The following is a 13050-nucleotide window of genomic DNA, read 5'->3' as shown; positions in this document are numbered from 1 at the left end:
GCCGAATCATACCGCCCATCAAGACAGCGCTGTCTTACACAGACCTGCGCGTGGGAATAAATCGCCCGCCTGTGGATAACCGTGCTTATCCCCAGAAAAACTGAATTAACGCTGAACCAAGCCCGTGTCGAATCGTCATCTACAGTGAAGAAACACGGGGATACATAATTCCAACGCAACGGAGAAACACAACTATGAGCACTGACGGTGCCTCAAGCCCAAGTCGCCTGCTGCCCAGGCTGCTAGGCGTCTTGCTGCTGATCATGGGCCTGGCCTTGCTGGCCGGTGGTATCAAGCTGACGATGCTCGGCGGGTCGCTGTATTACCTGCTGGCCGGTATCGGCATCGCCCTGACCGGCGTTCTGCTGCTGGCTACTCGCCGCGCCGCGCTGGGTCTGTACGCACTGGTGCTGTTCGCCAGTACCGTGTGGGCCCTGTGGGAAGTCGGCCTGGACTGGTGGCAATTGGTGCCACGCCTGGCGCTGCTGTTCGCCCTGGGTCTCGTCATGCTGCTCCCGTGGTTTCGCCGTCCGTTGCTGCGTGGTCAGCCTGCCCCGCTGGGCACTGGCGCACTGAGCGTTGCCGTGGTGCTGGCCGGTGCCGCCGCCATTGCCAGCCAATTCACCAACCCCGGTGAAATCAAAGGCCAGCTGGACCGCGACGCGGTACCGGGCATGGCCAACGCTGCACCGGCCCAGGCCGACGGCGATTGGAACGCCTACGGCCGTTCGGCCTTTGGCGATCGCTACTCGCCGCTGGCGCAGATCACCCCGGAAAACGCCCACAAACTGGTGCCGGCGTGGACCTTCCGCACCGGTGACATCCCTGGCGCAGGCGACCCGGGTGAAACCACCGCGGAAAACACCCCGCTGAAAGTCAACGGCATGCTCTACGTGTGCACGCCGCACAGCCAAGTGATTGCCCTGGACCCAGACACCGGCAAGGAAATCTGGCGTTTCGACCCGAAGATCACCACCCAAGGTGCTGAAAGCTTCAAGGGTTGGGCGCACATGACCTGCCGTGGCGTGTCGTATCACGATGATGCCGCCTATGCCTCCGAGCAGAGCCCGGCCGCCGCACCGAACGCCTGCCCGAAACGCATCTTCGTGCCGACCGCCGACACCCGTCTGATCGCCCTGAATGCCGACACCGGCAAGATGTGTGAAGACTTCGGTGACAAAGGCCAGGTCGACCTGCATGCCAATATCGGCAGCTTCGCCCCCGGCGGTTACTACTCCACGTCGCCACCGGCCGTGACCAAGAACCTGGTGGTGATTGGCGGTCACGTGACCGACAACGTTTCCATCGACGAGCCGAGCGGCGTGATCCGCGCGTTCGACGTGCACACCGGCAAGCTGGTGTGGAACTGGGACAGCGGCAACCCGGACGACACCACCCCGTTGGCCGAAGGCAAGACCTACACCCGCAACTCGCCGAACATGTGGTCCATGTTCGCCGTGGATGAAAAACTCGGCATGCTCTACCTGCCGATGGGCAACCAGATGCCCGACCAGTACGGCGGCGACCGTACCGACGATTCCGAAAAATACGCTGCCGGCCTCACCGCCCTGGACATCGACACCGGCCACGTGAAGTGGACCTTCCAGTTCACTCACCATGACCTGTGGGACATGGACGTGGGCGGCCAGCCTTCGCTGATCGACATCAAGACCGAAGCCGGCGTGAAGCAGGCAGTGATGGCGTCGACCAAGCAAGGCAGCATCTACGTGCTGGACCGCGCTACCGGCCAACCGGTCGTGCCGATCCACGAAGTGGCGGTACCGCAAGGCGCAGTGGCGGGCGACCGCACCTCCCCTACCCAACCGAAGTCCGACCTGAACTTCATGCCACCGCCGCTCAAAGAGCGTGACATGTGGGGCGTGACGCCGTTCGACCAGATGCTGTGCCGCATCGACTTCAAATCCCTGCGCTACGACGGCCCATTCACCCCGCCATCGCTGCAAGGTTCGATCGTTTATCCGGGTAACTTCGGCGTGTTCGACTGGGGTGGCATTTCCGTCGACCCGGTGCGTCAGATTGCCTTCGTGAACCCAAGCTACATGGCGTTCAAATCGAAGCTGATCCCGGCGGCCGACATCGCCAAGCAAGGCCCACGCGTCAGTGAAACCGAAGGCGTGCAGCCAAACAAAGGCGCGCCGTACGGTGTGATCCTCGAAGCCATGCTGTCGCCAATGGGCCTGCCGTGCCAGGCGCCAGCTTGGGGTTACGTGGCGGCGGTCGACCTGACCACCCACAAAACCATCTGGATGCACAAAAACGGCACCGTGCGCGACAGCTCGCCGGTTCCGATCCCACTGACCATGGGCGTGCCTAGCCTGGGCGGCACCTTCACCACCGCTGGTGGCGTGTCCTTCCTCAGCGGCACCCTCGACCAGTACCTGCGTGCCTATGACGTGAAAAACGGCAAGCAACTGTGGGAAGGCCGCCTGCCAGCGGGCGCGCAAACCACGCCGATGACCTACACCGGCAAGGACGGCAAGCAGTACGTGCTGGTCATGGCGGGCGGTCACGGTTCCCTGGGTACCAAGCAGGGTGACTATGTAATGGCGTTCAAACTGCCGGATTAAGCAACAACGGCGGCAAGACAAAGGCGGCTACCCACGCAGGTAGCCGCCTTTTTTCTGCCCGATCCCATTGCGCCTTCCCGCCGCAACCCTCGCCGTTCCCGCCACACTCGCCACCTTCGCCATCCTCGCCACCCCCGTAGCAGGCGTCGTTATGCGGTTGTTATGCGGTTATTAGGTGGTGGTTCAGAGCGGCAGCCGCTCACGGCGCATCCACATCTCGAACGCCATCACATTCAGCGGTCGGCTGATGAGGTATCCCTGGGCGGTGTCGCAGTTCCACAGCTTGAGCAGCTTCAAGCTGGGGGCGAACTCGACGCCTTCGGCCACTACCTTGAGGCCGAGGTTATGGCTCATTTCGATGGTGGAACGCACGATCACGCCGTCGCCACTGGTGCTGTTCAGGTTGCGGATGAACGACTGGTCGATCTTCAACTCCTGCACCGGCAAGCGCTGCAGTTGCGCGAGCGAGGAATAGCCGGTGCCGAAGTCATCCACCGACAGGCTGATACCGCAGCCGCGCAGTTGCTCCAACACGCTGAGCGCCTGTTGCGGGTTGTGCATGATCGCGCTTTCGGTGATCTCGAAAATCAGTTGCTGGGCGCCCACTTGGTAGTGCATCAGCAAGGCGGTGACCCGGATCGCCAGGTCATCATCGGCCAGGTCATCCACCGAAATATTCACCGACAGCTGGATATGCATGCCCCGCTGCCCCCACTCGCCGATCTGGCGGATGGCTTCTTCGATCACCCACAGGGTCAGGCTGCTCATGCTGCCGGTGCGCTCGGCCAAGGGGATGAATTCGGCGGGAGACACCTGGCCCAGGGTCGGATGCTGCCAGCGCAACAAGGCTTCAGCCTGGCATACATGGCCGTGCTTGAGGTCGAGCTTGGGTTGGTAGCACAGGAACAACTCGCCTTCGACCGCGGCACGCCGCAGGTCACGGATCAGGGTGATCTGGCGCTGGTGAGCCAGGTCGCGGTCCTGCTGGTAGATCTGCAAATGCCCCGGCAGGCTCGCCGCGTCATGCCGGGCAATGGCGGCGCGGCTGATCAACTCTTCCACCTGCTGGCCATCGGCGGGGTAAGCCGCGATGCCAATGCTCACTTCATGGCGCAGTTCGTCATTGCCGATGCGCTGGGGTTCGGTGAGCAGCGCATAAAGGCGATCGGCGCGCGACACGGCGCGGTCGATCTCGGTATTTTCCAGCAACAGCAGGAATTCACTGCCGGTGATGCGCGCGGCGGTGTCGCTGGCCAACAGGCTCATGGACAGGCAGCGGCTGGCTTCACGCAGCATTTCTTCCACACCGGCGGGGCCGAAACCTTCGTTGATCACCCGGTAGTTCTCGATCCCCACGTACAGTAAAACCACCGGCCGCCGAGCACTGATCGCACTGCCCAGGCGCTCCATGGCCAGGGCGCGATTGGGCAGACCGGTGAGAGGATCATGCAGGGCGTTATGGGCCAATTGCCGCTCGCGCATGGCGATGCCGCTTTGCATGGCATTGAACGCCCGGGCCAGCAGGCCAAATTCATCATGGCCGCGCACCCGCACCGGCGTGCGGTAGTCACCGGCGCCGATGCGCTCGGCGGCTTGCACCAAGGCGTTAAGAGGACGCGACACCCGCCGCGCCAGGAACAGCGCGCCAGCCAGCGACACCACCAGCACCGCCAGGGCAATCCCGAGGAACTGCCGGTCCAGGGGCGCGAAGGATTCCAGGGCGTGGTCCAGCGGGCTTTGCAGCAGCACACGCACCTCGTCGCCGTCACCGGAGTTGGCCAGCGGCAGTACCTGGCTGAGCACACGCTCGCCGTAGAACAGGTGGATCTGCGGCTCGGGGTTGACGCGCGCCTCGCGCAAAAGACTGAGGGTGGTGGCCTGGTACGCCTCGGGCTGGGTGCTGAATAGCGCACCGGGTTTACCGTTCTGCACGCTGAGGAAAGACACCTCAAGGCTGCTCATGGCGCGCAGTTCATTGGCAAACAACGTGTCCATGGGAAAGCCCATGACCACGCGTGCGATGGGCAGCGGGTCGAGCACTTCGTGTTGCACCAGCAAGTAAGGGCAACCGTCCATGGCCACGATCAGCATCTGCAAGCCGGTACGACGCGCGTGGCGCATGGCATCGTCATAAGGGAAAACCTGGCCACGCGTGAAGAGGGGCAAGGTGCTGGCCATGACGTTGCCATCCAGGCCCAGCACAAACACTTCGCTGGAGCGAATACCCGTGCCATGCCGGCGCAGGGCCGCGAGCATCGCCACGGTCTTGCCCTCGGCCACCGCCTGCCTGAACGGGCCGTCCACGGTGAGCCAGTCGAGGCCGTATTGAAGGCGACGCCCACGAAGTTCCAGCAAGCGTTCGAACACTTGGCTACCGGTTTTCAGTTGAACTTGCGCCTGGTTTTCCACGGCACGGGCGGTGGCGGCCTTGACGGCGAAATAAGTGGCGGCGACCACCACCAACAGCAAGAGCGCCAGCACGCTGGCAATTCGGGTTTGAAACGTATGGCGCCAGCGCAGTGCGGTGGCTTCTGGCAGCATTCGCCTCTCTCTGCCATTACGTCCCTTCGTCATAAGCGTTCCTGGCAAATGCTGACCCGGCGTCAAAAAAACATCTATTTCGCATGGATATTTGGTTTGCGCAGATTAACCGGGACAAAGCATAAGTGCACCCAATAAAACCGGGGACTTCACTGCCATTTTAATGGCGGCAAGCCATTGACCGACGACTTAGCCGCGAGCACGCATAAAATCCCCCCAACGCCGTACCAGGTAGTTGTGTTCATCCATCACCGAATTCCACACCGCAATATGCCCCATGCGTTGCTCATAGGAACCGCCGTCGCGCACTTCACCGATATCGATCAACGGCAGGCCATCGCTGCCCGGCAGCTCCTCTCGCGCAGGCTTGCCGGCATACCAGTAATCCCACTCGGCGCGGCTCAGATGGTCTCGGCTACGCGCCGGGTTGCCGATGTAGTAACCCTGGCGCGCCATCACCGCACCGGGCCAGCCGGACAGCCACCAATTCAGGTAGGCATACGCGGCATCCAGCACCGGCCCCTTCGCATGGCGCGACAATGACAAACCACCAAACCAGGCGCGATAGCCTTCGCGTGGCACCGCCAGGCGGTATTTCACCCCGGCGCGGTGCAGGCGCATCAAGGTCGGCGACCACAGGCTCTGGATATCGATGCTGGGGCTGAGCATCAATTGCGCGGCCTCTTCGTCATCGGACCAGAACGCCGCGAAGTGCCCCTCCTTTTGTTTGCGCACGAGGATGTCGGCCAGTACATCGATCTCTTCGATGCTCATGTTGCCGATGTCCTTGAAGCTCGCCAGCCCCGCGCCCTGCACTGCCAGCGCAGCGTCCAGCGCACCGATCGCAGCGTCGCTTTGCAGGGCGGTACGTGCGCGCCAGGCCGGGTCGAGCAACCAGCCCCAGCTTTCATTGCCATGGCAAAAACCTTCGGGCAAGCGCTCAGGACGGTAGGCGAAACTGTCGGCGTTGTGGGTCAGGGGCAACATGCTGATGCGCTCGGTGACCGTGCTGCCGAGGCTGCCGTCGTGCTGCACGAACAGCCGCTCGCTGGGCACGCTGCCGCTGCCGAGGCGGTCATCGGGCGAAAGGCGCCCGCGCTTGGGCAGGTCATTGATCTCGTGCCATAGCGCGATGCGTCGGGTGTCGATAGGCTGGATGGCCCGGGCCGGCCACACGAAGTCGACGTTGTGGAACCACTGGTCATACAGGTCGTAGCTGTCGGGTTGCATCACCGCGATGCGTTGCGCCTGCTCGACGTCGTGCACCTGGTAGACCAGGCGAATGCCCAGCTCCTCTTCGGCGCGTACCCGCAGGCATTCAAGCAGGGTGACCGACGTGCCGAGAACGCGGAGTGTGATCATGCAGCGAACCGCCGCGAGAACGCTTCAAACGAACGCTTGAGCAGCGCAGGCTCGAGGCCACGCAGGATAAACACCAGGCGTGATTGCCGGTCGCTGCCCGGCCATGCAGGCAAATGCACCGGCGCATGCAGGCAATGCTGCACGCCATGAATGACGATGGGGGCGTTACTGGCGTTCACGTTGAGCAGCCCTTTGACGCGGAGAATTCGTTCGCCGTGGCATCTTAACAGCATCGACAACCATACCCCGAAACCCACCCAATCAAGAGGCTGGTCGAAGGTCAGGCTGCAGACTTGCGCAGCGCCGTGGGTGGCCGTGGTGGTGTGATGCAGCTGCCAGCGGCTGACTTCCATGGCGGGCTCGGCACTGCGCAGGCCTTCGCCCAGCAGCAGTTGGTCGCCGCTATGGATGTCATGGGTATTGAGGATCGGCGTACCGGCATTGAGCGCCTGTAAATGGGCGCGCAGTGCAGCGCAGTCACCCGCCAGATCAGTCTTGCTCAGCAGCAAGCGGTCCGCCGCCGCTACCTGGGCCAGCCATTCCGGGTGCAGGCGTTCTTGCAGGACGGCATGGCTGGCGTCCACCAGGGTGATCACCAAGCCAATATGAAAACGCCCGCGCAACTGCACGTCGTTGTTCAGGGTGGCCAGGATCGGCGCCGGGTCGGCCAGGCCAGTGGTCTCCAGGATGACCCGCTTGAACGCCGGGATTTCACCGCGCTCACGGCGTTGAAACAAGGTCAACAACGCCTCTTTCAACTCGCCACGGATCGAGCAACACACACAGCCGCTGGGCAGCAGCACCGTATCCGGCGCCACTTCTTCCACCAGCAGGTGGTCGATGCCGACATCACCGAACTCGTTGATCAGCAACGCGGTGTCGCCCAGGCTTTCACCCTGCAGCAGGCGCTTGAGCAAGGTGGTCTTGCCGCTGCCAAGGAAGCCGGTGATGACGTTGAGGGCGATGCTCATCGGGCTGTCTCCAAGTGCTCCAACAAACGCGGATCGAGGGGATCCAGTGGCTGGCCGAGCATGTTTTCGGCGGCTTGCCAGAGTTGATCCAGACCGCTGGCCAGCGCCTGCTTGCCAGTGGCGCCGAGCAGCAGATAGGACGCGCCCTGGAAGTCTTCGACCTTGAGCCGGAACACCGCCAGCACCTGGTTGATCGCCGCGATCCGGCGCAGGCGTTCACGGCGCCGGGGTAACTCATCACCCAGGGGATCGCTCCAGTGCAGGTCCTCGCCGAGCAGTCCGCAGAGTCCGCACATGGCTACACCTCACTCATGGCATGACATCGCCGGAGTTCGGGCCCAGTGTCTGGCCAACGAACAAGTTGCCGCCGGGCTCGCTGGCCAGCAGCACCGCCACCGGCGCCACTTCATCGGCCAAGCCGAAACGGCCCAGCGGCAACTCCTTGGCCTTGGCGCGTTTCCATTCCTCACTGATACCGCCCACCAATGGCGTTTCAATCGGGCCCGGTGCGATGGCGTTGACCAGTACGTTGTCTTTTGCCACTTCCAGCGCCAGGGACTTGGTAAAGCCGATCACCCCAGCCTTGGCGGCGGCGTAGTGAGTCAACTCGGCGCCGCCTTTGATGCCCAGTTGCGAGGCGACATTGATGATCCGCCCCCAACGCTGCGCGAGCATGTGCGGCAAGGCGCGCTGGCTGGCGACGAACACACTGGTGAGGTCGACGCGCAGCATGTCGTTCCACATGTCGATGGTCAGGTCGACGCAACGCGCCTGGGTGAGCATGCCGGCATTGTTGACCAGGATATCGATACCGCCGAACTGCTCGACGCAACGGTCAACACTGGCCTGGGCGCCTTCGACGGTGCCGACGTCGGCCAGGCATTCGAACACCTCGGCGCCAAGGTTGCGGCAGGTGATCGCGGTTTCGGCGAGGCTGGCGGCGTTGCGGTCGGCCAGCACCAGGCGCGCGCCTTCGGCGGCGTAGGCACGGGCGATGGCAGCGCCGATGCCACTGCCGGCGCCGGTGATGACGGCGCGGCGGTGAGTGAGTTGAGGCATGTAAATTCTCCCGAGACAAACACGGTTCTAATGTGGGAGCTGGCTTGCCTGCGATGGCGGTGGGTCAGCCACACATGTATTCACTGATACACCGTTATCGCAGGCAAGCCAGCGCCCACATTTTTAAATGGGGTGCAGTCAGTCGGGCCAGCGTACGGTCAGGCCGCCGTCGATGACGATGCTCTGCCCGGTCAGGTAGCTCGACGCTTCACTGGTCAAAAACTGCACCAGCGACGCGACTTCATCCGCTCGCCCTACCCGCCCCAGCGGAATCGCGCGCGCCGCCTTGGCTAAACCTTCCGGCCCCAGCGAGTTCTTTGCATCCAGCGACTGCGGCGTTTCAATCAACCCTGGAATCACCGCATTGCAACGAATCCCCAGCGGCGCCAACTCCACCGCCAGAGACCGGCACAACCCCGGCACACCGGCCTTGGCCGCCGCGTAATGGCTGTGTTCCTGCCAGCCATACACGCCACCGGCAATCGACGAAATCGCGACCAGCGCGCCGCCTTCATGCATATGCCGGGTCGCCGCGCGGAAGGTGCGCATCACCCCCGTGAGGTCGACGTTGAGCATCTCGTCCCACAGCGCATCGGTCATTTCCAGCAACGGTGCGCGACGCAGCAGTCCGGCGTTGGCCACCGCATAATCCAGTCGCCCGAAATGCTGTATGGCTTGCGCGGCCAGTGCGTCGACCGAGGCAGTATCGCCCACGTCCAACGGCAGCATCAGGCATTCGCCACCAGCGGCTTCCACCAGGCTGACGGTGGTCTGCGGGTCATGGGGATCAGCCGGGTAATACCCGCCCACCACCGCCACGCGGTGGCGGGCATAGGCCACGGCGAGGGCTTGGCCGATGCCGCTGGCGGCACCGGTAATCAAGGCAACTTTACGGCTCATCACTCACTCCTTACTGAACGGTTTCCGGGCGCACATGGCGCGCGGCAAACATCAGCACGCCAGACAGGAAGCACGGCAATGCGCCAAACCACAGCGCGGCGGTTTGCCAGTCGCTGCCGGCGGACAACACTTGGGTCGCACCAAAACCTGCGACCACCGCGCCGATCGGGCCCATGGCATGGATGATCGCGCCCCCCGTGGCGCGAATGCTGGTAGGGAAACTCTCACTGATAAAGAACAGCGCTGCCGAGTACGGCCCGATCAGGAAGAACAGGCCCAGGCTGTAGAGCCCGACCACCATCGGCATATTGCTCGGGCCAAACAGCATCCCGGCAAACGCCAGGCCGCCAAGCATCCAGCCCAGGCCGATCACGTTGCGACGGCCGATCTTGTCGCCCATCCAGCCGTGGCTGAGGTAGCCGCAGTAGCCCACCAGGTTCGACAGCACGAGGATGATCAGCGAGTTCTCGAACGAGATGTGGTGCACGCTGACAATCACCGACGTCCCGAGCACGCTGAACACCTGGATAGCTGCCCAGTTAAGCAACAGTGCAGCGCCAATCACCAGGGTGGCGCGGCGCGCCGGGCCACGGAAGGCGGCCTTGAGACCGGCCTTGCTGTGTTCGTCATAGTCCACGCCGTAGGTCACGGCGACATTTTGTGCTTCAGTCACCGCGCCGCTTTTACGCAGTTGGCTGATGCGTTCATGGATCTGGAACTGCGGACTCTCCTTGAGCTTGCGCGCCATGATCGCAATCACCAGCGCCGGGATTGCAGCGAAGATGAAGCAGCCCTGCCAGCCAATGATCGGCAGCAGCAACGCGGTCAACCCGGCGGCGATCAACGCACCGACCGGCCAGCCGCCCTGCACCAGGCTGTAGATAAAGCCGCGACGCTTGGTCAACCGCGGGTCTTCCGAGGCGCCATACAGCTCGCTCAAATACGTCGCGTTGACGGTTTCCTCGGCATAGCCCAGGCCGCCCAGCGACCGGATCAGAATCAGCGGCGACTTGCCCCACGCGCCGCCGATTGCAGTCAGTGCCGAGCAGAGCGCGGAACCTGCCACGGTGAAGATAATGCCTTTGCGCCGCCCCAACTTATCGACGACGGGGCCGATGGCAAAGGCGACCACCGCCGTGCCCACCGCTACCCAGGTCGCGATTTCAGCTTGCTCCACTTCCCCCCAGCCAAAATGCCGGCCGATCTCCGGTAGCAAAGTGCCGAACAGGATGAAGTCATACACCGCGAACACCCAGGCGAAAAACGCGATCCAGGTGGCGAAACGTACTTCCTTGGACGTCAGTTGCCGGGGTTTCCAGCCAGTCAGGTCAAGCTTGTTATAGATGGACATAATCGCGCCTCAAGGGGGGAGCAAGGGTGGGTGTCAGGTACGCGGTTGGCGGCGGATAAAGTCGTCGGCGATTTCGTCAAAGGTGACGAAGCGCACGCCGGCATGGCTCTGGATGTGTTCGATCAGCCGCTCAAGCATCAACAGCACTTGCGGGCGGCCGGAAACATCGGGGTGGATGGTCATGGTGAACACGGCGTGTTCGTGCTCGCGGTAGACCCAATCGAACTGGTCGCGCCACATTTCTTCGAGGTGACGCGGGTTGACGAAGCCGTGGCTGTTGGGGGCCTTTTTGATGAACATCATCGGCGGCAGGTCGTCGAGGTACCAATTGGCCGGGATCTCCACCAGGTCGGTTTCTTCGCCGCGTACCAGTGGTTTCATCCAGATGTCGGGGTGCTGGCTGTAATCGATCTTGGTCCAGCTGTCACCCTTGCGCACGTAGTAGGGGTGGAAGTCGTTGTGCATCAGGCTGTGGTCGTACTTGATGCCTTTTTTCAGCAGCAGTTCGTTGGTGACTTTGCTGAATTCCCACCATGGCGCGACGTAGCCAGTGGGGCGTTTGCCGGTGACCTGGGTGATCAGCTCGATGGATTTATCGAGGACGATTTCTTCCTGCTCGGCGGTCATCGCGATGGGGTTTTCGTGGCTGTAGCCGTGCACGCCGATTTCGTGACCGGCGTCGGCCACCGCCTTCATCTGCTCGGGAAAGGTTTCCATCGAGTGGCCGGGGATGAACCAGGTGGTGCGCAGGCCATAGCGCTCGAACAATTTGAGCAGGCGCGGCGCACCGATTTCACCGGCAAACAAGCCGCGGGAAATGTCGTCCGGCGAGTCTTCACCGCCATAGGAACCGAGCCAGCCGGCGACGGCGTCAACGTCGACACCAAATGCACAAAGAATGTCTTTAGCCATGATGAATCTCCTTAAACGTTAAGTACGGTTTCGACGGACAACGCCGCGCGCAGCAGGCGTGCGTCTTCTCCCGCCGGGGCACTGAGCAGCAGCCCGGTGGGCAGGCCCTGGGCATCGCGGCCGCTGGGCAGGGTCACGCCGGGCATGTCGAGCAGACTGCCGGGCATGGTCAGGCGCAGGGTGGCAAGGTTGGTTTTCACGAACAGGTCGTCGTCGGCTTCCAGCGGTGCCAATGCGGGCGCCACGTGGGCAACGGTTGGGGTGATGAGAATGGCGCCGTCGAGGTCATCGATCAGTTGCTGTTGCAGACGCCGACGCGCGTCGGTCAGGTGGATCAGTTGGCTGGCCGGCAGCGAACGCGCGGCTTCGAGGCGGCGGCGTACGCGAGGGTCGAGTTGTTCGGCGTCGCGGCTGTCGAGCAACCCTTGGTGCAGCGCGAAGGCTTCGAACGAGCCGAGCCAGCCGTGGTGGTTGATCAGGTCCAGGGTGGCCTGGAAGGTCGGGCATTCGCGCTCTTCGATCAGCGCACCTTGGGCCTTGAGTTGCTCGACTGCACGCAGCAGGTTGTTGCGCACAGCAGGCTCGACATCCTGTTGCGCCAATACGAAGCGTTGGCCCTTGAGGCTGCGGGCGTGGTGGGTTTGGGTGCGCCCATGCAGCAAATCGTCGATGGCCAAGGCGTCGCGCACACTGCGGGTCAGCGGGCCGAGGCTGTCGAGGGTGTGGGCCAGGGGGAATACGCCATCGCGGCTGTAGCGTCGGCTGCTGCTGCGATAACCGACCAGGCCGTTGAACGCCGACGGGATGCGGATCGACCCGGCGGTGTCGGTGCCCATGGCGATAGGAACGATCCCGGCCGCAACGGCCACTGCCGAACCGGACGACGAACCGCCAGGAATACGGGGTTGATCAGTGCCATGGGGGTTGTGCGGCGTGCCGAAATGCGGGTTCAGGCCCAAGCCTGAGTAGGCCAATTCGCTGAGGTTGGTCTTGCCCACACTGACCATCCCGGCGCGACACAACAGGCCCACAGTGGGCGCGTCGAGCAAAGCGGCAGGCGCATTGCGGCGATAGGCGGCGCCAGCAGTGGTGGTGCTGCCAGCCACATCGAACAGGTCTTTCCAGGCCAGCGGCACGCCATCGAATACGCTCAAGGGCTGGCCGGCGCGCCAACGGGCGGCGGCGGCGGCGGCTTCACGGCGGGCGCGCTCGGTGGTCAGGCTGATGAATACTGACGGCACCTGGCTTGCCCTCTCGAGTGCCTGTTCGAGGGCTTGAACCGGATCGCTGCGACCGCTGGCAAAATCCTCGGCCATTGAAGTGGCGTCTGACATCAAGATGACCCTCAAAAACGTACATATTAATA

Annotated in this window: 10 protein-coding genes; 1 reads left to right on the top strand and 9 read right to left on the bottom strand. The window is 63.0% G+C overall.

The genetic code is table 11. The annotated features are described in order from the left end of the window. Positions 1 to 194 precede the first annotated feature (194 nt). Positions 195 to 2588 (top strand): glucose/quinate/shikimate family membrane-bound PQQ-dependent dehydrogenase, encoded by a 2394-nt coding sequence (locus AB4O35_RS11435; RefSeq protein ID WP_065945351.1) that lies wholly within the window; start codon positions 195 to 197, stop codon positions 2586 to 2588. Positions 2589 to 2771: 183 nt separating this feature from the next. Here the strand turns inward: AB4O35_RS11435 and AB4O35_RS11430 are convergent, their stop codons facing one another. The 9 genes from AB4O35_RS11430 to AB4O35_RS11390 form a co-directional block, all read right to left on the bottom strand. Further along, the gene (locus AB4O35_RS11430) at positions 2772 to 5108 is read right to left on the bottom strand and encodes a putative bifunctional diguanylate cyclase/phosphodiesterase (protein ID WP_065872575.1); all 2337 of its coding nucleotides are present in this window, start codon (positions 5106 to 5108) and stop codon (positions 2772 to 2774) included. Positions 5109 to 5318: 210 nt separating this feature from the next. After that, positions 5319 to 6491: an ABC transporter substrate-binding protein gene (locus AB4O35_RS11425; RefSeq protein ID WP_065872566.1), complete on the bottom strand. Its 1173-nt coding sequence runs from the start codon at positions 6489 to 6491 to the stop codon at positions 5319 to 5321. Beyond that, positions 6488 to 7462: a CobW family GTP-binding protein gene (locus AB4O35_RS11420; RefSeq protein WP_065872567.1), complete on the bottom strand. Its 975-nt coding sequence runs from the start codon at positions 7460 to 7462 to the stop codon at positions 6488 to 6490. Before AB4O35_RS11420 ends, AB4O35_RS11425 begins: the two co-directional genes overlap by 4 nt. After that, positions 7459 to 7758, bottom strand: coding sequence for a hypothetical protein (locus tag AB4O35_RS11415; protein WP_065872568.1), 300 nt, complete (start codon positions 7756 to 7758; stop codon positions 7459 to 7461). Before AB4O35_RS11415 ends, AB4O35_RS11420 begins: the two co-directional genes overlap by 4 nt. 13 nt (positions 7759 to 7771) lie before the next feature. Next, positions 7772 to 8521 carry an SDR family NAD(P)-dependent oxidoreductase gene (locus tag AB4O35_RS11410; protein ID WP_065880122.1) on the bottom strand — a complete coding sequence of 250 codons (750 nt, stop codon included), beginning with the start codon at positions 8519 to 8521 and terminating at the stop codon, positions 7772 to 7774. A 138-nt stretch (positions 8522 to 8659) separates the two neighbouring features. Continuing rightward, positions 8660 to 9421: an SDR family NAD(P)-dependent oxidoreductase gene (locus tag AB4O35_RS11405; RefSeq protein ID WP_065880123.1), complete on the bottom strand. Its 762-nt coding sequence runs from the start codon at positions 9419 to 9421 to the stop codon at positions 8660 to 8662. Between the two features lie 10 nt (positions 9422 to 9431). Continuing rightward, on the bottom strand, positions 9432 to 10772 hold the full coding sequence (locus AB4O35_RS11400) for an MFS transporter (protein ID WP_049709816.1): 1341 nt from the start codon (positions 10770 to 10772) through the stop codon (positions 9432 to 9434). A gap of 33 nt (positions 10773 to 10805) precedes the next feature. After that, complete coding sequence (locus AB4O35_RS11395; protein ID WP_065880124.1) at positions 10806 to 11684, bottom strand: polysaccharide deacetylase family protein; 879 nt, start codon at positions 11682 to 11684, stop codon at positions 10806 to 10808. A gap of 11 nt (positions 11685 to 11695) precedes the next feature. Next, positions 11696 to 13018: an amidase gene (locus AB4O35_RS11390; RefSeq protein WP_460149594.1), complete on the bottom strand. Its 1323-nt coding sequence runs from the start codon at positions 13016 to 13018 to the stop codon at positions 11696 to 11698. Between the last annotated feature and the right edge of the window lie 32 nt (positions 13019 to 13050).

The organism is Pseudomonas sp. H1_A03 (genome assembly GCF_054685145.1).
This window is presented reverse-complemented; position numbering and strand designations above follow the sequence as displayed.